This window comes from Catenulispora yoronensis (genome assembly GCF_039531695.1).
Taxonomy (GTDB): Bacteria; Actinomycetota; Actinomycetes; order Streptomycetales; family Catenulisporaceae; genus Catenulispora; species Catenulispora yoronensis.
Genome location: NZ_BAAAQN010000005.1, coordinates 41,496 through 67,231 on the forward strand (window position 1 = coordinate 41,496; position 25,736 = coordinate 67,231).

25 protein-coding genes are annotated in these 25,736 nt (G+C 70.6%); 11 read left to right on the forward strand and 14 right to left on the reverse strand.

Annotation, left to right across the window (positions count from 1 at the left end; all coding sequences use genetic code 11):
• Nucleotides 1–85: 85 nt before the first annotated feature.
• Entirely contained in the window at nt 86–889 is an 804-nt protein-coding gene (locus tag ABD481_RS05555; RefSeq protein ID WP_344664429.1) for an SDR family NAD(P)-dependent oxidoreductase, read from the forward strand.
• Between the two features lie 62 nt (nt 890–951).
• Nucleotides 952–1,464 carry a GNAT family N-acetyltransferase gene (locus tag ABD481_RS05560; protein ID WP_344664430.1) on the forward strand — a complete coding sequence of 171 codons (513 nt, stop codon included), beginning with the start codon at nt 952–954 and terminating at the stop codon, nt 1,462–1,464.
• Nucleotides 1,465–1,498: 34 nt separating this feature from the next.
• On the opposite strand, the gene ABD481_RS05565 is transcribed toward ABD481_RS05560, so the two are convergent.
• Nucleotides 1,499–3,907 carry a phosphocholine-specific phospholipase C gene (locus ABD481_RS05565; protein ID WP_344664431.1) on the reverse strand — a complete coding sequence of 803 codons (2,409 nt, stop codon included), beginning with the start codon at nt 3,905–3,907 and terminating at the stop codon, nt 1,499–1,501.
• 348 nt (nt 3,908–4,255) lie between these two features.
• Between ABD481_RS05565 and ABD481_RS05570 the strand changes: the two genes are divergently transcribed.
• On the forward strand, nt 4,256–5,053 hold the full coding sequence (locus ABD481_RS05570) for an oxygenase MpaB family protein (RefSeq protein ID WP_344664432.1): 798 nt from the start codon (nt 4,256–4,258) through the stop codon (nt 5,051–5,053).
• Here the strand turns inward: ABD481_RS05570 and ABD481_RS05575 are convergent.
• The gene (locus tag ABD481_RS05575; protein ID WP_344664433.1) at nt 5,029–6,891 is read right to left on the reverse strand and encodes an AMP-dependent synthetase/ligase; all 1,863 of its coding nucleotides are present in this window, start codon (nt 6,889–6,891) and stop codon (nt 5,029–5,031) included. The two genes, ABD481_RS05570 and ABD481_RS05575, sit on opposite strands and share 25 nt — an antisense overlap.
• A 197-nt stretch (nt 6,892–7,088) precedes the next feature.
• Here ABD481_RS05575 and ABD481_RS05580 point away from each other — a divergent pair, with 197 nt between their 5' ends.
• The 5 genes from ABD481_RS05580 (at nt 7,089) to ABD481_RS05600 (ending at nt 12,479) form a co-directional block, all read left to right on the forward strand.
• Nucleotides 7,089–7,697 (forward strand): single-stranded DNA-binding protein, encoded by a 609-nt coding sequence (locus ABD481_RS05580; protein ID WP_344664434.1) that lies wholly within the window; start codon nt 7,089–7,091, stop codon nt 7,695–7,697.
• Between the two features lie 661 nt (nt 7,698–8,358).
• On the forward strand, nt 8,359–9,492 hold the full coding sequence (locus ABD481_RS05585; RefSeq protein WP_344664435.1) for a hypothetical protein: 1,134 nt from the start codon (nt 8,359–8,361) through the stop codon (nt 9,490–9,492).
• 127 nt (nt 9,493–9,619) lie between these two features.
• Nucleotides 9,620–11,284 carry an energy-dependent translational throttle protein EttA gene (gene ettA / locus ABD481_RS05590; protein ID WP_344664436.1) on the forward strand — a complete coding sequence of 555 codons (1,665 nt, stop codon included), beginning with the start codon at nt 9,620–9,622 and terminating at the stop codon, nt 11,282–11,284.
• Between the two features lie 17 nt (nt 11,285–11,301).
• Nucleotides 11,302–11,760, forward strand: a complete 459-nt coding sequence (locus ABD481_RS05595; protein WP_344664615.1) for an acyl-CoA thioesterase — start codon at nt 11,302–11,304, stop codon at nt 11,758–11,760.
• Nucleotides 11,757–12,479, forward strand: a complete 723-nt coding sequence (locus ABD481_RS05600) for a DUF8185 domain-containing protein (protein ID WP_344664437.1) — start codon at nt 11,757–11,759, stop codon at nt 12,477–12,479. The genes ABD481_RS05595 and ABD481_RS05600 overlap by 4 nt, the downstream gene beginning before the upstream one ends.
• Before the next feature lie 20 nt (nt 12,480–12,499).
• Here ABD481_RS05600 and ABD481_RS05605 read toward each other — a convergent pair whose 3' ends face one another.
• Nucleotides 12,500–13,003, reverse strand: coding sequence for a YceI family protein (locus ABD481_RS05605; RefSeq protein ID WP_344664438.1), 504 nt, complete (start codon nt 13,001–13,003; stop codon nt 12,500–12,502).
• A gap of 96 nt (nt 13,004–13,099) precedes the next feature.
• Between ABD481_RS05605 and ABD481_RS05610 the strand changes: the two genes are divergently transcribed.
• Complete coding sequence (locus ABD481_RS05610; RefSeq protein WP_344664439.1) at nt 13,100–13,645, forward strand: MarR family winged helix-turn-helix transcriptional regulator; 546 nt, start codon at nt 13,100–13,102, stop codon at nt 13,643–13,645.
• Nucleotides 13,646–13,708: 63 nt separating this feature from the next.
• Here ABD481_RS05610 and ABD481_RS05615 read toward each other — a convergent pair whose 3' ends face one another.
• The 3 genes from ABD481_RS05615 to ABD481_RS05625 all read right to left on the reverse strand — a co-directional run bounded on the left by ABD481_RS05615 (nt 13,709) and on the right by ABD481_RS05625 (nt 15,529).
• Complete coding sequence (locus ABD481_RS05615; protein WP_344664440.1) at nt 13,709–14,503, reverse strand: M23 family metallopeptidase; 795 nt, start codon at nt 14,501–14,503, stop codon at nt 13,709–13,711.
• Between the two features lie 190 nt (nt 14,504–14,693).
• On the reverse strand, nt 14,694–15,050 hold the full coding sequence (locus ABD481_RS05620) for a DUF6204 family protein (RefSeq protein WP_344664441.1): 357 nt from the start codon (nt 15,048–15,050) through the stop codon (nt 14,694–14,696).
• A gap of 56 nt (nt 15,051–15,106) precedes the next feature.
• Nucleotides 15,107–15,529 (reverse strand): globin, encoded by a 423-nt coding sequence (locus tag ABD481_RS05625; RefSeq protein WP_344664442.1) that lies wholly within the window; start codon nt 15,527–15,529, stop codon nt 15,107–15,109.
• Nucleotides 15,530–15,542: 13 nt separating this feature from the next.
• Between ABD481_RS05625 and ABD481_RS05630 the strand changes: the two genes are divergently transcribed.
• Both ABD481_RS05630 and ABD481_RS05635 read left to right on the forward strand, forming a co-directional pair.
• The gene (locus ABD481_RS05630) at nt 15,543–17,336 is read left to right on the forward strand and encodes a DUF2079 domain-containing protein (RefSeq protein ID WP_344664443.1); all 1,794 of its coding nucleotides are present in this window, start codon (nt 15,543–15,545) and stop codon (nt 17,334–17,336) included.
• Nucleotides 17,337–17,413: 77 nt separating this feature from the next.
• Nucleotides 17,414–17,842, forward strand: coding sequence for an OsmC family protein (locus ABD481_RS05635; RefSeq protein WP_344664444.1), 429 nt, complete (start codon nt 17,414–17,416; stop codon nt 17,840–17,842).
• A gap of 192 nt (nt 17,843–18,034) precedes the next feature.
• Here ABD481_RS05635 and ABD481_RS05640 read toward each other — a convergent pair whose 3' ends face one another.
• From ABD481_RS05640 to ABD481_RS05675, 8 genes are all read right to left on the reverse strand, one after another.
• Nucleotides 18,035–18,982, reverse strand: coding sequence for an N-acetylglucosamine kinase (locus ABD481_RS05640; RefSeq protein ID WP_344664445.1), 948 nt, complete (start codon nt 18,980–18,982; stop codon nt 18,035–18,037).
• Complete coding sequence (locus ABD481_RS05645) at nt 18,973–20,241, reverse strand: 6-phospho-beta-glucosidase (protein WP_344664446.1); 1,269 nt, start codon at nt 20,239–20,241, stop codon at nt 18,973–18,975. Before ABD481_RS05645 ends, ABD481_RS05640 begins: the two co-directional genes overlap by 10 nt.
• 40 nt (nt 20,242–20,281) lie before the next feature.
• The gene (locus ABD481_RS05650; RefSeq protein ID WP_344664447.1) at nt 20,282–21,466 is read right to left on the reverse strand and encodes an ROK family transcriptional regulator; all 1,185 of its coding nucleotides are present in this window, start codon (nt 21,464–21,466) and stop codon (nt 20,282–20,284) included.
• 122 nt (nt 21,467–21,588) lie between these two features.
• On the reverse strand, nt 21,589–21,987 hold the full coding sequence (locus tag ABD481_RS05655; protein ID WP_344664448.1) for a TIGR03668 family PPOX class F420-dependent oxidoreductase: 399 nt from the start codon (nt 21,985–21,987) through the stop codon (nt 21,589–21,591).
• Nucleotides 21,988–22,003: 16 nt separating this feature from the next.
• A complete protein-coding gene (locus ABD481_RS05660; protein ID WP_344664449.1) occupies nt 22,004–22,666 on the reverse strand; it encodes a response regulator in 663 nt (220 codons plus the stop codon).
• A complete protein-coding gene (locus ABD481_RS05665; protein WP_344664450.1) occupies nt 22,659–23,948 on the reverse strand; it encodes a sensor histidine kinase in 1,290 nt (429 codons plus the stop codon). Before ABD481_RS05665 ends, ABD481_RS05660 begins: the two co-directional genes overlap by 8 nt.
• Nucleotides 23,945–24,817: an ABC transporter permease gene (locus ABD481_RS05670; protein ID WP_344664616.1), complete on the reverse strand. Its 873-nt coding sequence runs from the start codon at nt 24,815–24,817 to the stop codon at nt 23,945–23,947. The genes ABD481_RS05665 and ABD481_RS05670 overlap by 4 nt, the downstream gene beginning before the upstream one ends.
• A gap of 5 nt (nt 24,818–24,822) precedes the next feature.
• The gene (locus tag ABD481_RS05675) at nt 24,823–25,683 is read right to left on the reverse strand and encodes an ABC transporter ATP-binding protein (RefSeq protein ID WP_344664451.1); all 861 of its coding nucleotides are present in this window, start codon (nt 25,681–25,683) and stop codon (nt 24,823–24,825) included.
• Between the last annotated feature and the right edge of the window lie 53 nt (nt 25,684–25,736).

The following is a 25,736-nucleotide window of genomic DNA, read 5'->3' on the forward strand; positions in this document are numbered from 1 at the left end:
GGCTCTCGTTACCTTTGGCCCGCCCTCGACCGCGCCGCGCCCACTATTTCTCTGAGAAATGGTGGTAATCGGAAGGAAGTGCCCCATGACCGCACTGGCCCGCTACGAAGGCCGCCGCGCCCTGATCACCGGAGGCGGCTCCGGCATCGGCCAGGCCACCGTCCTGCGCCTGCTGTCCGAGGGCGGCTCGGTGGTGGCCGCGGACGTCTCCGAGGAGGGACTGAAGGCGACGGTGGCGAAGGCCGAGCAGGAAGGGCCGGCGGGGCGGCTGTCGACGGTCGTCGTGAACGTCGCCGACGAGGATTCGGTGCGGAGCGGAGTGGCCGAGGCGGTGCGCGTGCTCGGCGGTCTCGACGTTCTCGTGAACGCTGCGGGCATCCTGCGCGCCGCGCACACCCACGAGATGCCGCTGGCCGACTGGAACAAGGTCCTCACGGTCAACCTGACCGGGACCTTCCTGATGACCCGCGAGGCGCTGCCCGAGCTGCTGAAGACCGGGACGCCGGTCGTTGTGAACTTCTCTTCGACGTCCGCGTCGTTCGGGCACCCGTACCTGGCTGCGTACGCCGCGTCGAAGGGCGCCATCCAGAGCTTCACGCACGCCATCGCGCTGGAGTACTCCAAGCAGAACTTGCGCGCCGTCAGCGTATGTCCGGGGTCGATCTCCTCCGGTATGACCGACGGCTCCGGAACCTCCAAGGAGAACGCCGGCCCCGGCTTCCCCGAGCACGACGTCGACTGGAATCTGATCACCAAGCTGCTGCCGGCGATCGGCCAGGGGTTCGCGGGCCCCGAGGCGGTCGCGAGTGTGGTCGCGATGCTGGCGTCCGAGGACGGCAAGTTCATCACCGGTACCGAGATCCGCATCGACGGCGGTACGCACATGTGAGCTCGCCGCGTGGCCGCGTAACTGGGTGGCGTCGGACTCCGCGCACCTGTGAATATCGGCGTATGGCTTTCATTGTGCGCCGCACTACCGCCGAGGAATGGCGAGAGTTCCGTGAGCTGCGTCTGGAGGCGCTGCTGGACTCCCCGAACAACTATGGGCAGACCCACGAGCAGGCTTCGGCCCTGCCCGACGAGTACTGGCAGGAACGCGCGCAGAGCAACGCCTCGGCTGACGACCGGGCCTTCCACGTGGCGGTGGACGACGCCAGCGGCAAGCTCGTCGGCATGTGGGGTGTGTTTCCGCACTTCGACCGGCCCGGGGTGTGCATCGTGCTCGGTGTTTACGTTCAGCCCGCGGTGCGCGGCATGGACCTCGCGCGCCGTCTGATGCACGAGTCCATCGCCTTCGCGCGGACTACGGATGCCAAGGAACTGCTGTTGCTCGTCCGCGACGACAACTACCGCGGGCGTCGCTTCTACGAGCGGGAGGGGTTCGAGTTCACGGGCCTCGCCGAGCCGCACAACCTTGACCCGACGCACGAGCTGGTGGAGATGCGCTACCCGACGTTCCGGTAGCGCATCTCCGTAGCGTTCTCCGTTCTATAAGACGTCAGATGCCGATGACGTTCAGCTCGGCGCAGGAGGTCCACGGGTTCCCGTTGACCTCGGTCAGCGCCCGGAACCGCACGTAGCGCCCGGTCGCGGCGGTGAAGTTCACCGTCTTCAGCGCGTTGCTGTTGGCGAAGGTCCCGGTCGCGACCGCCGTGCCCCAGTTGGTGCCGTCGGTGCTGACGTAGAACTCGTACTGGCCGACCCAGCCGTGGTTGCCGCCGTCCTGGCGCGGCAGGTAGCTGAAGCCCGACACCGAGTGCGCGGACTTCATGTCGAGCTGGATCTCGTGCGGGCAGGGCGGGTTGGGCGTCACGTTGTACCACTGCGTGTGCCAGAACGTGGTGGTGCTGCCGTCGATGACGTTGGTGGCCGGGGCGCTCTCGCCGACGGTCTCCTGGCTGTCGTAGTACTTCACGGTCCAGCCGGTGCGGTCCAGCACGCCCGGCGTCGGGCCGCCGGTGGGCGCCGCGGGCTGGCCGACCTCGATCTTGCCGGCGAAGCGGCGCAGGAAGTTGTCGCCGACGTTCGCGGTGGCGGTCAGGTCGTACCAGCCGTTGGCGGTGGCCCAGGAGTTGGTGACGGTCGCGTTGGCCCCGACGGTGAACGTCCACGGCCCGCCGGTGATGTAGGTGTTCGCCTTCACCGTGATCACCGCGGAGGCGGTGCCGGTGTTGGTCATCGTCAGCACCAGCTTGTTGTTCGCCGTGTCGTAGCTGGGCTTGACCTCCAGGTGCGCCAGGGCGGCGTTGCTGATGGTGGTCAGGTCGCCGACGAACGAGCGCAGGAAGCCGTTGGGGCCGTGCACGTCGATCGAGTACTTGCCGGCGCTGACGCTCTGCGCGCTCCAGTAGTCGTTGGACGTGGAGTTCGGCTGCACCAGGTACTGCCAGTTCGCGAAGGCGCGGTAGGCCATGGTGTAGGCCTGCAACGGCACGGCCTGCGCGCCGGCGTTCGAGAAGTCGGTCCAGAACCGGCCGGCGGCCAGGTCGTAGCGGCCGGTGACGTTCGGCTGGTAGAGCGTCGCGCGCTGGCCCTTGGTGCCGGACTCCTGTCCCGGCATGGTCTGGCTGGCCGGGGGCGTGGGCGCGGGCAGCGTGGAGCACTCGCTGTTGGCGGCGGTCACCAGCGGTCCGGTGGCCGGCAGGGTCGGGAAGGTGGTGGTCGAGGTGGTGAAGTTCAGCGCGTTGGTCAGGTCGCCGCAGGTCGCGCGGCGCCACGCCGAGATGTTCGGCTCCTGCACGCCGGTCCACTTCTCGATCAGCCGGATCGAGGAGGTGTGGTCGTAGATGGTGGAGTCCACCCAGCCGCCCTGCGACCAGGGCGAGATCACGATCTGCGGCACCCGGACGCCGAGCCCGATCGGCAGGCCGCCGACGAACTCGTCGGGCGTGCCGGCCGGCGGGGTGGGCGGGATGACGTGGTCGAAGAAGCCGTCGTTCTCGTCGTAGTTCAGGATCAGCACGGTCTTCGACCACACGTTCAGGTTCGAGGACAGCGCGGTGAGGATCTTCGAGACGTAGTCCGCGCCCAGCGCCGGGGCGTAGTTCGGGTGCTCGGACTTGCCGGCCGGGGCCACGATCCAGGACACCTGGGGCAATGTCCCGGCGGTGACGTCGGCCTGGAACGCGGCGATCGAGTCCGAGGCCTTCACCATGCCGCGCTGGTAGAGCGGGCTGCTGGTGGCGGCGTTCTTGTACTGCTTGAACCAGGCCAGCGCGTTGTCGTCGTAGTTGTCGGTCTCCTGGTAGACCTTCCAGGTCACGCCCGCGGCCTGGAGCCGCTCCGGGTAGGTGGTCCAGGTGTAGCCGGCCTCGGAGTTGTCGGTGACCGGGCCGCCGCCGGTGCCGTTCGGGTCGATCATCCCGGTCCACAGGTACAGCCGGTTCGGGTTGGTGGGGCCCATGACCGAGCAGAAGTTCGCGTCGCAGATGGTGAAGGCATCGGCGAGGGCGTACTGGAACGGGATGTCTGCGCGGGTGTAGTAGCCCATCGTCTTGTTGGTCTTGGCCGCCACCCAGCCGTTGTAGGAGCCGCTGGCCCAGGCGTTGTGCGTGCCGCTCCAGCCATGATCCAAGTCGGCCACGCACTGCGCGCTGGTGGTCTTCGTGTCCAGGTGCCAGGGCAGCAGGGTGCCGCTGCCGTTGGGCTGGGTGAAGATCGAGGTGCCGTTCTGGAACCGGAACGGCGTCGGGTCGCCGAAGCCGCGGACTCCGGCCAGGGTGCCGAAGTAGTGGTCGAAGCTGCGGTTCTCCTGCATGAAGACGACGATGTGGCCGACGTCGCTGAGGGTGCCGGTCTGGCCCGCGGTGGCGGCCATGGCGGTGCGCAGGGATTCCGGGATGAGCGTGGCTCCGGCGGCCGCCGCGGCGGAAGCGGACAGGAACTTGCGTCTGGTCAGGGGGGACATCTCACTCCAGAGACGGTGTGGGAGTTCGGTGAGGGTGGCACCCGCGCGAGATGCCCTGTGAATGTAGGTGCGCATCGCAGTGCTTGTAAATGCGTGATCTGCGACGTAACGGTAAAATCCAAGCAGCGGGGGAGAAGACTCCAAGGGAACCCCGGCTGAGCCGTCGGTTCAGTGTGGCTGAGGCTGTGGCCAGCGCGTCAACGCTTGGCGGGGGTGCGATTCGGCTATGACGGCCATGGAGAAATACCGGGCGTCCGCGGAGGGCTTTCGGGCCTGTTTCGGGCCCGGTTCGGAGGTGCCGCTGACCGTCGGGGGCGGTTTTGGCGCGGGCCGGTTAGCGTGGGTGCCGTGAGGCAAGCCGAAGAGATCGCGATCCGCCGGGTGAGCGGTGAGGCGTGTGTGCTGGCTGCGGCGGGGCGGGCGATCCTGCTCCAGGTCGCGCATCCGATGGTGGGGCGTGGGGTGGCCGAGCACAGCCGCTTCACCGAGGATCCGCTAAAGCGACTGCGCGGGACGTTGGACTACGTCTATGGCGTGTCGTTCGGGACACCTGGCGAGGCCGCGTGGATCGCCGCCACGGTGAACCGCATCCATGAGTACGTCGTCGGGCCCGGGTACTCGGCAGACGATCCTGATCTCCAGCTGTGGGTGGCGGCGACGCTGTACGACTCCGCTATGCGGATCTACGAACTGACGCTCGGGCCGATGCCCGCAGCGATGCAGGAGGAGTTCTGTAGAGAGAGTTCGCGGTACGCCACGTTGCTGGGATGCCCTGAGGACCTGTGGCCGTCTTCGGTCAGTGAGTTCGACGCGTACTGGCAGCGTCAGGTGGACTCTCTGGAGGTCTCGGATGATGCCAAACGCATCTATCGCGACTTGATGTATAGCAGAGCGATTCCCTGGTACCTGCGCGCTCTGCTTCCCACTAACAGGCTCGTCACGGCGGGACTTCTGCCGGAGCGCATCAGAACGCAGTATGGCCTCGCCTGGAACGGCCGCCGCGAGCGGGCGTTCGGGCTGACCATGCGTGTCACCCGGGCGACGTACCCGTGGCTGCCGCAGCGGGTACGTCACCTGCCGATGAACTTCTATATGCGCGATTTCCGTAAGCGATACCGCAGCTACTCTGTCTCTTCGTCTGCCTGAGTTTCCGCGTCTGCGGCCTCTGCGTACATGGTGTCGATCACCTCTGCATAGCGTTCGGTGATGATCCGGCGGCGAAGGCTGAGCTTCGGGGTGACCTCACCGGTGTCCGGGGTCCAGGGACCGGCGAGGATCGTGTACTTCTTCACCTGTTCGGCGCGCGACAGCTTCGTATTAGCGTTCGCCACCGCCTGGTCCACCGCGGCCTTCGTCTCGGGGGAGTCGGCGGCCTCGGCCGGGACCACGTCCGGGTCCAGGACGATCAGGGCCGTGACGTAGGGGCGGAGGTCGCCGATCGCGGCGGCGAAACCGATCACCGGATGCGCGGTGAGGTGGCTCTCGATCAGCGTCGGCGGGATGTTCTTGCCGCCCGACGTGATGATGAGCTCCTTCTTGCGATCGGTGATGGTCAGGTAGCCGTCGGCGTCGAGGGTGCCGACGTCGCCGGTGGCCAGCCAGCCCTCGGCGTCCAGCGGCGAGGCCACGGTCCCGTCCGGCTGGAGGTAGCCGGACAGCAGGATCGGGCCGCGGACGAAGATCTCGCCGTCGTCCCCGAGCCTGACGTCCACGCCCGGGATCGGCTTGCCGACCGTGCCGACCCGGTTCGCGTCCGGGGTGCAGACGGTGGCCGCGCCGCTGGTCTCGGACATGCCCCAGACCTCCATCAGCGGGATGCCCAGGCCGTGCAGGAACCGCAGGGTCTCCACCGAGATCGGGGCGGCGCCGCTGGTGGCGCGGGTGACCCGGTCCAGGCCCAGCATCGCCCGCACCGGGGCCAGCACGGTCCGATCGGCCTCCGCGACCGCCTCGGCCATCTCCTCCGGCAGTTGCTTGCCGGCGTTCCGCAGCTCGAACGCCTCCAGCGTGAGCGCGTGCGCCCGCTCGAACGCCTCCCGTTGCGCCGGATCGGCCATCTTCAGCAGGCCCTGGATGCCGGCGGCGAGCTTCTCCCAGATGCGCGGGACGCCGAACAGCCCGCTGGGATGGACGCGGCCGAGCGCGCCGACGACCTGGCGCGGGTCCGGGCACAGATGGACGTGCGCGACCTTCAGCACGGAGCCGTAGAGGCTGAGCTCGCGCTCGGCGATGTGCGCCAGCGGCAGGTAGGCGACGGCGTCGGGGAACTCCTCGATCGTGGTGATGCAGTCGACGACGGCCGCCTCGTACAGGACGTTGCGATGCGAGAGCACGACGCCCTTGGGATCGCCGGTGGTCCCGGACGTGTACATCATCCCGACCGGGTCGTCGGGCTTGATCTGGCGCCAGCGCTGCTCGAACACGCTGGGATTGGCGGCCAGCCGCTCGCGCCCGATCGCCGCGACGGCGCTGAACGGCAGGAACTGCTTGCCGTGCGCGCCCTCCCCGACGACGACGTCACCCTCCTCGACCACCACCACATGCCGCAGCGCGGGCAGCTCGTCCAGCACCGGAAGCCAGCGCTCGATCTCCGCCCGGCCCTCCAGCACGACGATCGGCGCGGCACTGTGCGCGGCGACGAAGCCGATCTGCTCGGTCGACAAGGTGGCGTAGGCGGTGCACGGAATGGCGCGCGCGTGCTGGGCCCCGTAATCGGTGATCCAGTGCTCGACGCGGCTGGACATCATCGTCAGCAACCGATCGCCGGGCTCCAACCCCAGCGCGACCAGCCCCTCGCTGAACTCCGCCGACCGCTCCCGCACCTCCGCCCACGTCAGCGTGACGGCGCTGCCCTCCGCGTCCGGCACCCCCGTGATCGCGGCGCGCTCCCCGTACTCCCGGGCATTGCGCTCCAGCAACGACGGCACCGTCTCCTCCCGCACGCCGGCGACGGCCTCCTCGACATCCCGCTCAGCACCGTCCACGACGGTCCTCCCACCTCGACTCGTTTCGACGAACACTAAAACCACCCGCACCCGCACGGAAGAGTCCTGACTAGGCCGAAAGAGTGCTCCCCCTTTCGAACCCTTGTGCCCGATTGACCCCAAATGACACCATAAACCCACCAATGCACACCGGGGGGCCGGCGACCGCACCCCACCGACATCCAGGGGGATGCCCGATGAACGAAACCACCGTCACCGTCGTAGGCATGGTCTGCAGCGAAATCCGCTACACCCCGGCCACCGACCACACCACCCCGGTCGCCCGCTTCCAACTCCGCCACACCCCCCGCCGCTTCGACAAACGCACCGAGACCTGGACCGACGGCGACCCCAGCTACTACACAGCCGTCTGCTGGCGCACCCTCGCCGACCACGTGGCCAGCTCCATGGGCGTCGGCGACCTCGTCGTGGCCACCGGCCGCCTCCGCATCAACCGCTGGCGCCGCGGCGAGGAGAACATGGTCACCGCCGAACTCGACGTCCAAGCCATCGGCCACGACCTCCGCTGGGGCACCACCGTCTACCGCCGCTCCCACCCGCCCACCCGCATCCCCGGCCCCGGCCGCCCAACCGCCGCCGCGCAAACCGCCGACCGCGAAACCCCCGACCCTCGCCCGACCAGTGACACCGCACCCGCACCCGCCCGCAACCCTGGCATCCCGACCACTCCACTCCCGACCACGCCACCCACCCTGGTACCGACGGCGACAGCGACCCTGAAGCCCACCACCTCGAAACCCACCCCGACCGAAACAGAACCCTTGGAGCTGCCCCTGGCCGCCTGACCCGCGACCCCACCCGAGCCTCCCGGCGCAGCGCGCCGCCCGGAGCCTCCCCCGCCTCTTCAACGAGGCACGCGGCCGGCCCGCGGGGACCGGCCGCTCTGCGGGACGCCTGGCTGCGACGGCATGCGACTGGGTGGAGACGGCGGCGACATGTGTCTGGCCGCGACGGCATGTGGTTGGGCGAAGGCGGCAGCGGCATGCGCCTGGCTGCGACGGCATGTGGCCGGCTGCGGCGGCATGTGCCTGGCTGCGACGGCATGTGGTTGGGCGAAGATCGTGGCGGCGGGCGGCGGGCGGCGGGCGGCGGGCGGCGGGCGGCGGGCGACAGGCAGCCGGCGGCCGGGGCTGGCGGCAGCGGCATGTCGCTGGTGCTGGTGCTGGAGGCTGCCGCTGCTCGTTGTCGTTCGCGAGCTTCAAGTGCTGAAGCTTCAAGATGCCGCCGCGAAACCGAAAGAGGTCGGGTGCCCGGGTTTGTCGCAGCCTTCGATTCATTGGTTCCGACCCCGAGGCCGCCTGCCTGCCCCGACCGCCGTCCCGACCCCGATCCCGACCCGGCTCGGGGCTCGGGCTCGCGCTCGGGCTTCAGACCAAGCGACGGCCCGCCTCCCATCAGCCATTCGGCGTCGTCTGCCCGCCCCCAAACTCGGGCAAAATCCCCTCCGTGGGCAAAATAAAGCGAGTGCGGGCGCGGTGGGTGCCGGTGGCAGCGGTCGGGGCGGCGGTGGCCGCAGCGGTCGGCGGTGCGGTCTGGGCGCATGGCGGGATCGGCTTCGGGATCGGAACTGGCAGCGGCAGTGCGGCCGCGGCATCCGGTGCGCTGACCTCGTCAAGCCTCCGACATGGACATGCCGCCGAGCATGGTGTGAACCAAACCGCCACCGCCCTCCCATCGCTAGCCCTCCAAGCCCCGCTCGTCCCGACCGCTCAGCGCTCCTTCACCGGTGAGGGCGAGTGGCGGGCGTTGGCCGCCGATTCGCATGGTCAGCCCGTCGTGCAGGGCACCATGCTTCGGGCCGGTGGGAGTTCGGTGCCGGTGGCTATCGCGTGGATTCGGCAGGCTGCCGCTCGTTTCGAGTTGCATCCCGGCTACGCGCAGCCTGGTGGTACGTGGTCGCAGCCTGACATGCTGCCGCGTGAGAGTCGTTCCGGGTTGCTTGCCACGTGGAATGGCGGGTTTCTGATGGGTGACTCCGGTGGTGGCTTCTTCCTCGACGGTAAGCAGTACGGTCCGCTCGTTCCGGGGGTCGCCGCGGAGGTCTTTCATCGGGACGGGTCGTTCACCGTCGGGGTCTGGGGCCGGGACGTGAAAATGGATCCGACCGTCGTCGGGGTTCGGCAGCAGCGGCAGCTGATGATCGATGGGGGGCGTATCGCCGGCAACATCGACTCGCTCAATACCTGGGGTATCACTGACGGCGGTGCTACTTACGTTCGTCGCTCCGGTGTCGGTGTCACCGCCGGTGGTGACGTTGTCTTCGCGCTGGGGCCGGTCATGTCGCCGCGGTCGCTCGCCACCGCGTTGCAGCAGGCCGGGGCGGTGCGGGCGATGGAGTTGGACATCAACATCAGCTGGCCGTCGTTCATGGCTTATGACTCGTCGGTCGATCCGCTTGATCCGCGTCCCTTCAAATGGGGTGATTACCCGCGTCCCGCCGAGCGTTACTTCTCACACTCGGCGCGGGACTTTGTCGCGGTCTACTCCCGTACGGCGGTGTCGCACGGCGGTTGTGTCGACGCCACCGGCGCTGCGCGGCCGCAGCCAGGTCGGAGCACCGGCGCCCCGTTGGCTTGCTGAGGGCACCCCGCTACCCGGCGCGCGCCGACGCCACGTCCCCCCACCCGGCGCACATTGACCCCGCGTCCCCCACCCGCCCCCACTGGACGTAAAAATCACGCGCCCATGGCAACTAAGCTTGTGAGTTATGGCGGAGTACATTTACACCCTGCGCAAGACGCGTAAGGCCCACGGCGACAAGGTCATCCTCGACGACGTGACCCTGTCGTTCCTGCCGGGGGCGAAGATCGGTGTCGTCGGCCCGAACGGTGCGGGTAAGTCGACGGTGCTGAAGATCATGGCCGGGCTGGAGCAGCCGTCCAACGGCGACGCCATGCTCGCGCCCGGTGCCTCCGTCGGGATCCTGCTCCAGGAGCCGCCGCTGGACGAGTCCAAGACGGTGCTGGAGAACGTCCAGGAGGCGGTGAAGGAGACCCTGGGCCTGCTCACGCGGTTCAACGAGATCGCCGAGCAGATGGCCACCGACTACTCCGACGAGCTGCTCGCCGAGATGGGCAAGCTCCAGGACGAGCTGGACCACCGCAACGCGTGGGAGCTGGACTCCCAGATCGAGCAGGCGATGGACGCGCTGCGCTGCCCGCCCGGGGACGCCGACGTCTCGGTGCTCTCCGGTGGCGAGAAGCGCCGGGTGGCGCTGTGCAAGCTGCTGCTGGAGGCCCCCGACCTGCTGCTGCTCGACGAGCCCACCAACCACCTCGACGCCGAGTCGGTGAACTGGCTGGAGCAGCACCTGGAGAAGTACGCCGGGACCGTGGTGGCCGTCACCCACGACCGGTACTTCCTGGACAACGTCGCCCAGTGGATCCTGGAGCTCGACCGCGGTCGCGCCTACCCCTACGAGGGCAACTACTCGACCTACCTGGAGACCAAGGCCCAGCGCATGCGGGTCGAGGGCCAGAAGGACGTCAAGCGGCAGAAGCGCCTCAAGGAAGAACTGGAGTGGGTCCGCTCCAACGCCAAGGCCCGCCAGGTCAAGAGCAAGGCCCGACTGGCCCGCTACGAGGAGATGGCCGCGGAGGCCGACAAGGTCCGCAAGCTGGACTTCGAGGAGATCCAGATCCCGCCGGGCCCGCGTCTGGGTAGCGTCGTGATCGAGGTCGACGACCTGGTCAAGGGCTTCGGCGACCGGGTGCTGATCGACGACCTGTCCTTCACCCTGCCGCGCAACGGCATCGTCGGCATCGTCGGCCCGAACGGCGCCGGCAAGACCACGCTGTTCAAGACCCTCGTCGGCTTCGAGCAGCCGGACGCCGGGTCGGTGAAGATCGGCGAGACCGTCTCGATCTCCTACGTCGACCAGAACCGGGCCGGCATCGACCCGAAGAAGACCCTGTGGGAGGTCGTCTCCGACGGCCTGGACTTCATCAAGGTCGGCCAGGTCGAGATGCCGTCCCGCGCCTACGTGTCGGCGTTCGGCTTCAAGGGCCCGGACCAGCAGAAGCCGGCCGGCGTGCTCTCCGGCGGCGAGCGCAACCGGCTGAACCTGGCGCTCACGCTGAAGCAGGGCGGCAACCTGCTGCTGCTCGACGAGCCCACCAACGACCTGGACGTGGAGACGCTCTCCTCGCTGGAGAACGCGCTGCTGGACTTCCCCGGCTGCGCCGTGGTCATCTCCCACGACCGCTGGTTCCTGGACCGGGTCGCCACGCACATCCTGGCGTGGGAGGGCGACTCGAAGTGGTTCTGGTACGAGGGCAACTTCGAGGGCTACGAGAAGAACAAGGCCGAGCGCCTCGGCCCGGAGTCGCTGCGCCCGCACCGCGCCACCTACCGGAAGCTGACCCGCGACTGATGTCCGGCAACTCCCGGATGAGCACCGCCACCGCCTCTCCGCCGGACTCCCCGGCGGGGAGGCGGCACGTGTACCTCTGCCCGCTCCGATGGTCGGACATGGACGCGTACCAGCACGTCAACAACGTGGTGTACCTCCGGTACCTGGAGGAGGCGCGCGTGGACTGGATGTTCCGCCGCGCCTCCGAGGCCGGGGTCGAGGGCTTCGCCACCTTCGGCACGGTCGTGGCCAGCCACGAGATCGCCTACCGCCGCCCGCTGGTCTACCGGCCGGAGCCGGTGCGGGTCGAGGTGTGGGTCACGCACGTCGCGGCGGCGAAGTTCACCGTCGCCTACGAGGTCTGCGACGACGACGGCGTCTACGCGACCGCCTCTTCGGTCCTGGTCCCCTACAACCTGGCCGGCGGCCACCTGCGCCGCCTGTCGCAGATGGAGAAGGACTACCTGGCCGAGTACTACACCCCGGCGGCGGCGTGAACGCCCCGGGCTCGACGGCGCTGGCTCTGCTCCTGGCCGGCACCGCCGAAGCCGACGACCTCGGCGGCTACCTCACCCGCCTGCTGCGCTTCGACAAGGCCGCCGCGGTCCGCGTCGTCGCCGTGGGCACGACGGTCGGGGTCTACGGCCAGCCGCCGTTCGACGTGCTGACCCTGCGCACCCTGGCCCTGGCCGAGGCCGCGCCGGACGTCGACATCACCGTGTCGGCCGGCGACCTCCTGCACGCCATCGCGCCCGACGGGGGCCTGCCCCTCCCGCGTCCGCTGGCCGGCGCCACTGCCTGGACCGGGTTCCTGCCGCCGCGCGCGGGCTGGCAGCCGGTCGGGGAGCTGCCGATCGCCGAGGTCGAGGCGGCCGCGCTGGCCGGGATCGCGGCGTTCAAGGAGCGGGCCGAGGCGATTCCGGACCGGGAGCGCACGCGGGCTGCTGTCGACCGCGTCGCGGCCGAGATCTGGGACCGGCCGCTCGACCATGGACTGTCGGTACGGGTTGCGCACGCTGCCCGGGCCATGGCCTTCCTGGGCCCGACCGGAACGGGAACTGGATCGGAAACAGGAACTGGATCGGAAACAGGAGCGGGAGCCAGTGGTGAAGCCGCAACTGCGACGGCCGCTGTTCGCTCCGCAGGCCGCTGGCTGCGCCTGGACGCTCGCTATGGGACGGTCGTGGTGCGCACCGGCTCCGGCTTGCTGCCCTGACCAGCCCTGCCCAGCTGGCCTCAGACCTGCTGCGTGAACCGCAGCTTCACCCCGAGCTCTCCCCGGTCGGCCATCATGCCGAGCCGGTTCCACGTCATCCCGAAGTCCGCGCGGTCGTAGGGGATCGTCGCGCTCAGCGTCACGCGCTCCCCGTGCCGTTCGGCCTGCGCCACGAAGCTCAGCGGCTTGACGACCTCGCGCACCCGCAGCGTGCCCTGGACCTGCACCTCGGTGCTCTCCGGTGCGACCGGCTCGACGCGGTCGGCCGTGAACTCGAACGACGGATGGCGCTCCACGTCGAAGAAGTCGGCGGAGCGCAGGTGGGTGTCCCGTTTGCGGTGCTTCGTGTCCAGCGACGCGGAGTCGACGGTCACCGTGCCGTCGGCGGTCGTCCCGTCGTCGGCGACGACGCCCTCGGCGTGGACGGTCCGGAACACCCCGTGGACGGTCGCCAGGCCCCAGAAGGTCTTGTGCTGGAAGGTCACGGCGTGGCCCGACGGGTCGAGGGTCCATTTCGTGGTCATGGCGGGCTCCAGGGAGGCAGGTAGGTAGCGGGATATCTTCTCGCCAGCAATTAGCTAGCTGGCGAGATAATAGCCAGGTGGCCTATCCTGGTCAACGTGGTGGACGTGAACGGAGTGGACGCGTGCGCGCACGGCGCGCAAGGGGGCGCGGACGACAACTGCCCCTCCGCGGCGGACTTGGCCCTGCTCGGGCAGTGGAACCAGCTCCAGGGGGCGTTCCGGCGCCTCAACAGCCGGCTCCTGGACGACGTCGAGGACAGCGCCGGGGTGTCGCCGTCGGCCTTCCAGGCCCTGTGGTTCCTGGCCGGCAGCCCCGACCGCACGGCGAAGATGAGCCAGCTGTCGGCGATCCTGGGCTTCTCCACGGCCGGCACGACCAAAGTCGCCGACCGGCTGGCCGAGGCCGGCCTGATCGAGCGCAGCCCCTCGGCCGCCGACCGGCGGGTGATCCTGGTGACGCTGACGCCGTACGGCCTCGAAGTGGCGGCGGGAGCCATCGCCACCTTCCTTGGCGCGCTGCGCGAGCGGGCTGTGGAGCCGCTGGGCGAAGACGGCTTCGCGGCGCTGGTGAAGCTGGTGGCGGGACTGGACCCGGACGGCGGCGGCGCCGATGACTGCCTCGGGTCGCTGCCTCAGGGGTGAGGCAGCGACCCGAGGCATGGCTGTCGTGGTGCGGCGGTGCGACTCAGCCTGCGGTAGAGGTCCTCAGACCGTGACACCCTGGCCCCGCAGCCACGTCAGCGGATCGATCAACGTGCCCTGCCGGTTCATGATCTCCAGGTGCAGGTGCGGCCCGGTGGAGTTGCCGGTGGAGCCCAGGTACCCGACGGTCTGGCCGACCGCGACCTTGCCGCCGGTCACCGCCAGGCGCGACAGGTGGTTGTAGGTGGAGCTGCTCCCGTCGGCGTGCTTGACCACGGCTCGCAGGCCGTAAGGGCCGGCCCAGCCGGTCTGGACGACGGTGCCGTCGGCGACGGCCTTGACCGGCGTGCCGTACGGGGCGGCGAAGTCCAGGCCGGTGTGGGCGCCGCTGCCCCACATGCTGCCGGCCGTGCCGAAATGGGCCGTCAGCCGGGCGCCGGGGACGGGGGAGGAGTGCGTCGGCTTCGGAGCCGGAGCCGGGGCTGCGGCAGGCTGCGGCGCGGCCGGAGCGGCAGCGGGCGCCGGAGCGGCAGCAGCCGGCTCCTGCGCGGCCTGAGCAGCCGGGGCCGGAGCGGCCTGCGCTGCCGAAGCAGCCTGAGTCGCCTGCCCCGAGCCACCCGCGCTCAGCGCCGCGGTATCAGCGTGGCTGATACGCGCCGTCAGCAAATCGGGCGCCGCAGCGCCGGCCACCACCGTCTGCTGCGCCTCGGCGATCGGCGCACCCGGCCGCGCCGCGACCGCCGGTGTGGCGACGGCGGCGAGGGCCACCATGGTGCTTCCGCCGACCACCGCGAACAGCGGCAGGCGACGACGACGGCGATCGGTGCGGACGGGCTGGCGAAGACGAGCGGTACGCATAGTTCAAAGCTAGACAAAACGGGCATGACCCATAGTCGCCGGTCTACGACACCCTGTTATCCGCTCGCCTCAAGTGTCGTCGACGCCCCAGCTCAAACCGCTCACCGAAGCAGTCCGCCGGGTCCGGTCCGAATGCCCCTCATGTGAGGCAGCTCGCGTCGAAAACGTCGTGAACCGCTCTCAACGCTTGCTAAGCGCCGGCCGCGCGGGCCTTCCGTTGCCGCTTCGCCAGCGGCATCAACGACATGTCCTCGGCGCTGACCTTGAGCCCCTTGTACCCGTACCCATGCTCTGTGAGCCACGTCTCAGCCTTCGCCTGCGCCAGCTCGCCGGCCACGACGATGTCCTCCTCGCGGTCGCCGTGCTCCAGGTACCGGAACGTGAAGAACGGCCGCATCGCCAGGTCGTAGGTCAGGCTGCCCTCCGCGGTGAAGGCCGCGTTCAGCACGTCGTGCTCCGCCGCCCGCGCCAGCAGTTCGGCCCGCTGCTCCTCGCTCAACGCGTCGAAGGAGCCGCGGACCATGATCCGGAAGGTGCGTTCGCTCATGGCGCCGACCCTAACCGGGGCCGGGCCGGGCCACGAGCGGATTACTCAGCGGCGGCTCACTCGGAGTTCACCATGCTGTGCGCGGCGCGCTCCAGGTAGTCCCAGAGCTCGGCCTCGTAGAGCGGCGGCAGCTCCAACTCGTCGACGGCCACCCGCATATGGGCCAGCCAGGCGTCCCGGGCCGCGGGATCGACCTTGAACGGGAAGTGGCGCATCCGCAGCCGCGGATGTCCGCGCTGTTCGGAGTACGTCGTCGGGCCGCCCCAGTACTGTTCCAGGAACATCCGCAGCCGCTCCTCGGCCGGCCCCAAGTCTTCCTCGGGGTACATCGGCCGCAGCAACGGGTCCGACGCCACCCCCTCGTAGAACCGGGCAACCAGCTTCGTGAAGGTCGGCGCTCCGCCGACCGCCTCGTAGAACGTGACGGTTTCCTCGCGATCACTCACCCGGCCATTGTCCCACCGCCCGCGGACCGGCATCTATGCTTCATCCATGGCGGGGGAGTCGAAAGCGCTGGATACCGGACCCATAGTCGCGAATGACGACGTCGATCCCATCCCGCGGGGCGACCTGATCGACTTGGTCAACGCCACGGCGCAGGCCGCGGCCCGTGCCCCCGGCCCGCGCGCACCCGGCTCCAGCCCGAGCCCGAGCGCCAGTCAGAACCAGAGTCCGAGTCAGAGCCCGAGCGCCAGTCCGAACCAGGCCCAGAGCCCGAGCGCCCGTCAGAACCAGAACCCGCGCCCGAGCCAGAACCAGAGCCCGAGCCGGAGCACCCGCCGCCCCCGCTCCCGCCCCCGCCTCCTCCGCGCCCCCTGGCTCATAGCCACCGGCACCTTCCTCCTCTACTCCCTGATCTCCGTCCTGCGCTACGAACGCCGCGACTCCCTGTCCTGGGACCTCGGCATATTCATCCAGGCCATCCGCGCCTACGCGCACTTCCAGGCCCCGATGGTCGACATCCGCGGCCAGAACCTCGACCTCCTGGGCGACCACTGGCATCCGATCCTGATGCTCCTGGGCCCGGTCTTCCGCGTCTTCCCCTCGCCGATCACCCTCCTGGTCGCCCAGGCCTTCCTCCTGGCGCTCGCGGCCGTCCCCCTCACCCGCACCGCGCAGGACCTCCTCGGCCCCCGCCAAGGCGCCGCCATCGGCATCTCCTACGGCCTGGCCTGGGGCGTCGTCCAGGCCGCCAACTTCGACTTCCACGAGGTCGCCTTCGCGGTCCCGGCGCTGGCCTTCAGCTTGTGCGCCTACATCCGCGGCGAACATCGCAAGACCGTTCTCTGGGCCCTGCCGCTGCTGTTCGTCAAGGAAGACCTGGCCCTGCTGGTCCCCGTCATCATCGCCATGGTCGTGGCCCGCACCCGCCTGCGCGACCGGCCCGCGTACCAGGGCGCGGTGGTCGGCTTCGGGGTCGCCTGCGGCGCCCTGGTGCTCTCGCTGCTGGTGAAGGTCGTCATACCGCACTTCAACCCGGACGGTGTCTACCTCTACTGGCGCGAGGGCGGCTGCCTGGACCCCGCGCAGCACTCCGGCCTCGGTCGGCTGGCGACCTGCGTGCCCCGGCAGTTCCTGGACGGCATCGGCGTCAAGGAACGCACGGTCCTGTTGACGCTGCTGCCAGTGGCCTTCGTCGCTCTGCGCTCCCCGCTCGTCCTGCTCGCCGTCCCGGCGCTGCTCGCGCGCTTCATCAACGTCGAGCCCACCTACTGGGGCACCGACTTCCACTACAGCGTCGTCCCGACCGTCGTGGTCTTCGCCGCCGCGATCCATGGACTGGCGCTGATGAAGCAGTCCCGCGCATCGAGGCAGGGACAGGGACAGGAACAGGGGCGGGCACGCCCACTGACGAACGCCCTCCTGAGCCGGTTCCACAGCCTCGGCGACGCCCAGCTCAAGCACGGCGCCGTCGCGATGCTCGCGATCGCCGTCGCGCTCACCCAGTACTTCCCGATCCAGGACCTGTGGCGCCACGAGACCTGGTTCCCGTCCCCGCACGTCGCGGCGATCAAGCGCGGCGAGGCGGCCGTGCCCTCCGGGGTCACCGTCGAGACCACGGTGACCATGCTCCCGGCGCTCGCGGTCCGCACCGACGCGCTGTGGATCGGCAACTCCAACATCACCGACGCGCCCGAGTACGAGGCCTTCGACATCGACCGCGCCGACTGGAACGGGCAGCGCACGGCGATCGACTTCGTCCGCTCACGGCACCCCGGCTACGCCTACGAGCAGGTGTTCGCGGACCCCGTGAACAACGTCTACGTCTTCAAACGGACCGACTGAGCGCACCGGCCGACCCCGTGAGAGGATCGCGTCAAAGCCTCAACGCCCGACTGTACTGAAGAAGGCAGGGACCACCCATGGCGACCACGCGCAAGGCCGACACTCATTGGGAAGGCAGCCTGATGGACGGCAAGGGCGCCGTCACTCTGGCCTCGTCCGAGATCGGGACCTTCGACGTCAACTGGCCGGCGCGCTCGGCCGAGCCGAACGGCGTGACCAGCCCCGAGGAGCTGATCGCGGCGGCCCACTCCACCTGCTACTCGATGGCGCTCTCGCACGGCCTGGCGCAGGCCGGCACCCCGCCGACCAGCGTCGACACCCACGCCGAGGTCGACTTCCAGCCCGGCACCGGCATCACGGAGATCCGGCTCACGGTCCGCGCCTCGGTGCCCGGCCTGAGCGCCGAGGACTTCCAGACCGCCGCCGAGACCGCCAAGGCGAACTGCCCGGTCTCCAAGGCCCTGGCCGGCGTGCCGTCCATCACCCTGGACGCCGCGCTCGTCTGAGGTTCGCAGCATTGTGCGACACCTTGCAGCACCATGAGTGAGGGCCCCGGTGGAAACCGGGGCCCTCACTCATCTCAGGGCACAGACCTCGGCGTTCAAGGCCCGCACATCATCGAAGCGCCGCGTCCGCCGGCGTATTCCGCGTCGCCGTGCTCCGCGTCGCCGTATTCCGCGCCGTGTTCCGCGCCGCGCTCACCGCCGCGCCAGCTCGTCCAGCCCCAGCAGCACCGCACCGTGGATCGGCCGCTCGTCGGCCACCGTCAGCACCGCGCGCGGCGCCCGCTCGGCGAAGCTCCGCTCGATCCGCTCCATCAGCAGCGGCTGCCGCGCCCGCAGCACTCCGCCGCCCAGCACGACCTCGATCTCGGTGTCCATCAGGTCCAGCCGGCCCATCGCCGCGAACGCCCACGCGCAGACCTCGTTCGCCAGCCGGTCCACGATCGACAGCGCCACCTCGTCGCCGAGCCCGGCGACCTCGAACACCAGCGGCGCCAGCTCCCCGAACCGGTCCTCGGCGATCTCGCCGAAGTGGATCGCCTCCACCAGCTCGGCCATCGAGGCCTTGCCGAAGTGCTCGGCCACCGCCTTGCGCAGCACCGTCGGGGCGCCCCGGCCGTCCTCGGCGCGGACCGCGAACCAGTGCGCGGTCTCGCCGATGCCGGCGCCGCCGCCCCAGTCGCCGGACACCACGCCGATCGCCGGGAACCGGGCGTGCCGGCCGTCCGGGGCGATGCCGACCGCGTTCATGCCCGCGCCGCAGACCACGGCCACGCCCCACGGGTTCGACGTCCCCGAGCGCATCAGCGCGAACAGGTCGTTGTCCACGATGGTGCGCTCGGCCCAGCCGTGCGCGGCGAACTCCTCGGTCAGCGCCTCGACCTCGACCGGGAAGTCGGCACCGGCCACGTAGGCGGCCAGCAGGTCGGCCAGCGGCTCGTCGGCGGCCAGGCCGAGCTCGGCGCGGATCAGCGCCACGCCCTGCGCGGCCACCGCGACCGCCCCGGCCACGCCGTCCAGGTACGGGGTGAACGGGCCGACCCGGACCGAGGCCAGCACCGTCCCGTCCGCCAAGGCCAAAGCCACTTCCGTCTTGCTGTTCCCGCCGTCGATCGCCAGGACGGCCGCGCGGCTCACACCCACGGCAGGAAGTCGCGGTTCTTGGCGACGAGCGAGTCGGCGAGCTTGTCGGCCAGGTCCGCCTGGCCGACCAGCGGGTGCGCGAGCAGCGCGGTGCGGACCCGGTCCACGCCGCCGTGGATCGCGGCCGCCACCGCCAGCTCCTCGTACGCGGACACGTGCGCGATCAGGCCCCGGTACAGCGGCTCGACCGGCGCGCGCAGCGGTGCCGGGCGCACCCCGGAGGCGTCGACGATCGCCGGGACCTCGATCACCGCGTCGTCGGCCAGGAACGGGAAGGTGCCGCCGTTGCGGACGTTGACCACCAGCTCCTCGCCGAGGTCGCCGTGCAGCGAGGCCAGCAGCTCGACGGCGGCCTCGGAGTAGAACGCGCCGCCGCGCTTGCTCAGCGCCTCCGGCTTGGTGTCCAGCGTCGGGTCGGCGTACTGGGCCAGCAGCTCGGCCTCCACCGCCGCGACCGCCTTGGCCCGGTTCTCGCCCTTGGCCACCTGGTCGATCTGCTCCTTGACCACGATGTCGTGGGCGTAGAAGTAGCGCAGGTAGTAGGAGGGGACCACGCCCAGGCGGCCGATCAGCTCGGCCGGCAGCTCGATGTCGTGGGCGATCTCGTCCAGCGACTCGGCCAGGTACTTGGGCAGCACGTCCACGCCGTCCAGGTAGAAGCCGCGCTCCCAGGTCAGGTGGTTCAGCCCGACGTGGTCCAGCTTGATCCGCGACGGCTCGACGCCCAGGTGCGCGGCGGCCCGCCGCTGGAAGCCGATGGCCACGTTGCACAGCCCGACCGCGCGGTGCCCGGCGTCCAGCAGGGCCCGGGTGACGATCCCGACCGGGTTGGTGAAGTCGATGATCCAGGCCTGCGGCGCCAGCCGCCGGACCCGCTCGGCGATGTCCAGCACCACCGGCACCGTGCGCAGCGCCTTGGCGAACCCGCCGGCCCCGGTGGTCTCCTGGCCCACGCAGCAGAACTCCAGCGGGAAGGTCTCGTCCACGTTCCGGATCGCCTGGCCGCCGACCCGCAGCTGGATCAGCACGGCGTCGGCGCCCTCGACGCCGGACTCCAGCTCGGTGTGCGTGGTGACCGTGCCCGGGTGCCCCTGCTTGGCGAAGATCCGCCGGGCCAGGCCGCCGATCAGCTCCACCCGGTCGGCGGCCGGGTCGATGAGGGCGAGTTCGGTGAGCGGCAGCGTGTCGCGCAACCGCGCGAAGCCGTCGACCAGCTCCGGCGTGTACGTCGATCCTCCACCGACGACGGCCAGTTTCATATCAGACTCCTGTCCCAATACGTGACAAACATCTCGCGCCCTACCCGCCGCGGCTGAAGATGTCCGCCCGCACCGCCCGCAGCGCCGCGTGGATGGCCCCGGCGAGCACCGGGTTGCCTTCCACGGTGGACACCGCGAGAGCGGGACGGGGGACCGCCACGGCGTGCAGTTCCCGCGTGATCAGGTCTTTGAGGAGGTCGCCGCCGGCGCGCAGGGTGCCGCCGGACAGGACGACGAGCGAGGGGTCCAGGATCGCCAGGACCGGGGCCAGGCCGCGGGCGGTGCGGCGGGCCAGGGTGGTGAGCATCTCGGTGTTGCCGGTCTCGACCGCGTGCCTTACCGCCTCGGCGTGGTCGGCCACCCGGATGCCGTGCTCGCGGGCCAGCTGCAACACCGCCGGCCGGCCCGCCAGGTTCTGGAAGGTGTTCTTCACCGGCTTGGCGCCGGCCCGCAGCGCCGGGTCGTCCGGGTCCAGGGCGACCGGCATGTAGCCGATCTCGCCGGCCCCGCCGGTGGCGCCGCGCACGAAGCGGCCGTCCTGGATGATCGCCAGCCCGATGCCGTTGCCCAGCCACAGCACCACGAAGTCGTCGGCGCCGCGGGCCTGGCCGTGGTGCTGCTCGGCGATGGCGGCCAGGTTGACGTCGTTCTCCAGGTCCACCCGCACGCCCAGCAGCTCGCGCAGCCGGCCCAGGTTGCCGCCGTGCCAGCCCGGCAGGTCGCGGGCGAAGCCGAGCTGGCCGGTCTCCGGATGCGGGGCGCCGGGCACGCCGATCACCACGTGCCGGACCGCGCCGGGGGCCACGCCGGCGGCGTCGGCGGCGCCGTGCAGGGCGTCGCGCACCCGCTCGGCGCTGCCGGCCGCGCCGCGCCCGACCACCGGGACCTCGAACTCGCCGACCACCTGGCCGGCCAGATCGGCCACGGCCGCGGTGACCCGGGTGTGGGTGACGTCCAGGCCGCCGGCGTATCCGGCGGCGGGGTTGACGGCGTACAACTGGGCGCTGGGCCCGGGGCCGCCGGCCGCGGTGCCGGCCGGCACCACCAGGGCGGCGGTCAGCAGCCGGTCCACCAGCTGGCTGGCGGTGGGCTTGGACAGCCCGGTCAGGGCGCCGATCCGGGTGCGGGTCAGCGGACCGTGCTCGATCAGCAGCTCCAGCGCGGAGCGGTCGTTGATCGAGCGGAGCAGGCGCGGAGTGCCGGGGGTGGTGTCGGAAGTGGCCACGGCGGCATTCTCCTCCCCGCTTCCCGGTCCTGGTGGACAACTATTAGGAAAGTTTACTAACGAAACGGGAGAGTAGCTGGTCCCGTCCCCGCCCGTCAAGAGTGTTCCCCTCCGGCGCCGGATCAGGCCGACCAGCCGGACCACTTCGTCACCGTGATCGCCGCCGCCGGTCCCTCCGGCGGGCGGTCGCGGTATTGCGGGTACTTCGCCCGGAACGCCGCCAGCACCGCCGGCGTGAGCGGTCCGACCCGCGCCGTACCGTCGGCCCGCGCCCACCACAGCGCGGACCAGTCGGCGGCGTAGTGCTCCGTCAGTAAGGAGACGTGCGGGTTGGCCGCAATGTTCCGGAGCCTCTTCAGATCCGTGGTGCGCTTCGGCTTGTGGTCCACCACCAGCGCCAGGTCCCCGTCGACCTCCGCGAAGACTACGGGGACCAAGTGCGGCACGCCAGACGCGTCCGCCGTGGCCAGGACCGCGTGCGGCTGGCTCAGGAACGTGGCGCGGGCTTCCTCAGGAGTCATGCCTTCCGAGGGTAGATCAGAGCATCCCTTGAGCCATGGCCTTGGTGACGGCGGCCGTCCGGTCGTCCACGCCGAGTTTGCCGAACGCGCGCACCAGGTGGGTCTTCACCGTCGCCTCGCTGATGAACAGCTCCCGGCCGATCTCGGCGTTGGCCAGGCCGCGCGCGACCAGGGCCAGGACTTCGCGCTCGCGCGGGGTCAGCGGCTGCGGCGCGGGCTGGCGCATCCGGCTGACCAGCTTGGCCGCCACCGCCGGGGCCAGCACGGTCTCGCCGCGCGCGGCGGCGCGCACCGCCTCGGCCAGCTCGGCGCGCGGCGTGTCCTTGAGCAGGTAGCCGGTCGCGCCGGCCTCGACCGCGCGGACGATGTCCGCGTCGGTGTCGTAGGTGGTCAGGATCAGCACCTTGATCGCCGGGGCCTCGACGGCCAGGCGCGCGGTGGCCTCGACGCCGTCCACGCCGGCCATCCGCAGGTCCATCAGGACCACGTCCGGGGCCAGCTCCAGCGCCTGCCGCACGGCCTCGGCGCCGTCGGCGGCCTCGCCCACGACGTCCAGGTCCGGCTCGGCGGCCAGCATGCCGTGCAGGCCGGCCCGGACGACTGGATGGTCGTCGACGATCAGGACCCGCAATCCCCGGCTCGCCCGCGGCTCCTCGCCGGCCCGCAGCCCCTCACTCATAGGGCACCTCCGCCTCCACCCGCGTTCCGGCGCCGGGCGCGCTGGTGATCGTCACTGTCCCGCCGACCTGGCCGACTCGCTCGCGCATCGAGCGCAGGCCGAAGCCGGTTACCGCGGCGACCTCCATCCCCACGCCGTCGTCCTCGACGCTCACCGCGAGCCCGTCGCTCCCGTAGGCCAGCCGCACCGCGGCCGATCCGGCCTGCGCGTGCTTGCGGACGTTCGCCAACGCTTCCTGCGCCACGCGCAGCGTCACCACTTGGACGTTCGCCGACAGCGGCTGCGGCCGGCCGTCGATGGCGACCGACGTCGCGATCCCCAGCTCCTCGCCGATCCGTGCCGCCGCCCGCTGGAGCGCGGCGTCCAGCGGCAGCCCGGCCGTCGGGTCGCCGCCGATCAGGGCCCGGGCCTCGGCCAGGTTCTCGCGGGCGGTGCGGGCGGCCAGCTCCAGCCGTTGCCGGGTGGTCGCCGGGTCGGTGTCCAGCGTCGCCTCCGCGGCCTGGACCAGCATCAGCAGGCTGGTGAAGCCCTGCGCCAGGGTGTCGTGGATCTCGCGGGCCAGCCGCTCGCGCTCCTCGCGCACCCCGGCCTCGTGGTTCACCCGCTCCAACTCGGCGCGGGTGGCCTCCAGCTCGCGGATCAGGGTTCCGCGCCGGTCGTGGTCGTTCAGCATCTCGACGAAGAACCCGCCGATGAACAGGTTGAACAGCAGCGCCGACCCGGCGGTCAGGGCCCAGCCGACCAGCGAGCCGCCGTCGAAGCCGCTGCGCAGCGCGATCGGCAGGGTCAGCACGACCGCGCCGCCGGTCAGGACCGCGACGCCGCGCAGCCGGTAGCCGGTCAGCGGGGAGAACTGGGAGAGCACGACGCTCGCCAGGAAGGTCAGGTCGGGGTCGGCCCAGACCACCGCGAAGCTGAGTACGGAGCTGATCGCCAGGTGATAGAAGACCACGTTGAAAGCGCGGGCGCGGTCGACCAGCCAGGGGTACTCCAGGAAGATCCACGATGCCGACAGACCCGCCAGCGGCAGCAGCAACCACGGCTTGTGCCCGCTGAGGACCAGCAGTACGCCGATCAGCAGGGCGAAGTGCCAGGCGGTTCCCCAGATCAGCGCGATGCGCCGCCAGGAGCGGTGGGACGCGCGCGCATCGTCGGCCAGCGCCTCGGTGAGCGGTTCGTCGCCGCAGTCCGGCGCCTCGGCCTCGGCCTCGGCCGGGGACGGGGACGGAACAAACCCGGACGCGGCGTCGATCGCCGCGTCCGGCCGGGCGCGCTTGGTCACCCGTCGTCCCGTCCCCGCCAGCTGAAGGTCTTCAGGCACAGCAGCAAGCCGACCACACACCAGGCCGCGAGCACCAGTGCGAGCCGCCCGTGCTCCCAGCCCTGCGCCGGCTCGGAGTACTTGAAGCTCTCCGGCAGGAACACCGACCGCATCCCCTGGCACAGCCACTTCACCGGGAAGACCGCTCCGATCTGCTGCACCGGCCTGGGCAGCGAGGAGAACAGGATGAAGACCCCGGAGACGAATTGCAGCACCATGATCGGCAGCCAGACGATCGCCGCGCCGTTCTCCGACCGGATCAGCCCGCTCAGCCCGATGCCCAGCAGGCTGCACGCGGTCGCGCCGACCAGCAGCACCCAGACGAAGGTGAACCAGCGGCTCGGGTCGGTGGGCAGCGTCAGGCCCATCAGGCCCACCCCGACGATCAGCATCACGGCGATCTGCCCGACCGTCGCGACCAGGACCGAGGCGACCTTGCCCAGGAAGTACGAGGCGGCGGGCATCGGCGTGGTCCGCAGCCGCTTCAGCGCCTTGGAGTGCCGCTCGGAGGCCACCGCGAACGCCAGGTTCTGCAACCCGCCGTTGATCACGCACATGCCGATCATCCCGGTCGCGTAGACCTGCTGATAGGTGGCCGAGGTCCCCTCGATCCTCCCGCGGAAGATCGAGCCGAACAGCAGCAGCATCACCACCGGCAGGGCGAAGGTGTAGATCAGCAGGCCGGTGTTGCGGGTCAGCTGCCGGACCTCCACCGCCATCCGGACCCGGCCGATCCGCCACACCTCGCGCAGCGGCGCCCGCCGGGGCCGGTCCGCTTCGGCGCCGGCCCTGGTACCCGCCACGTCGATCACACTGTCGGTCGTCACCATCGTGCTCACCGTCCCCCCTCGTGCTCCGACTCCGACCCGATCAGGTCGAGGTAGATGTCCTCCAGCGACGGCCGCACCACCGACAGCCCCGGGATCTCGCCGTGGAACAAGGTGGCCAGCTCGGCGATGAACCGGGTCGGCTCCGGGGTCGCCTGCTCGCAACGCTTCCCGTCCTCCTCCCAGGTCACGACCGCCTCGGCCCGGTCCCGGCCGCCGAGCCGCTCCGGCGCGGCCACCTCCACCAGCCGGCCGCGCACCAGCACGCCGACCCGGTCGGCCAGCGCCTCGGCCTCGTCCAGGTAGTGCGTGGTCAGCAGCACGGTGGTGCCGGACGAGCGCAGCGACCGGATCAGCTCCCAGAACTGCCGGCGGGCGGCCGGGTCGAACCCGGTCGTCGGCTCGTCCAGGAACAGCAGCTCGGGACCGCCGACGATGCCCAGGGCCACGTCCAGGCGCCGGCGCTGGCCGCCGGAGAGCCGGGAGGTCAGGGTGCGGGTCTGCTCGGTCAGGCCGACCGCGGCGAGCACCTCGTCCGGATCGCGGTGCGCCGGATAGTAGGAGCCGAACTGCCGCACGGCCTCGCCGACCCGCAGCATCGTGAAGTCGCGGGCCTCCTGCAGCACGACCCCGATCCGGGCCCGCCACCGGTGGTCGGCCCGCGCCGGATCCGTCCCGAGCACCGACACCTCGCCGCTGTCGCGGTCCCGTAGTCCTTCCAGGATCTCCACGGCGGTGCTCTTGCCGGCGCCGTTCGGACCCAGCAGCGCGAAGATCTCGCCGGTCGCGACGTCCAAGTCGACACCGTCGAGTGCCGCGGCGTCCCCGTAGTTCTTGCGCAGCCCCCTGGCGCGCAGTGCTGTGGTCATGCCTCCAGCGTGGCCGCGGGGCCGGGGGCGGCATGAGGTGCGACCGGTTGAGT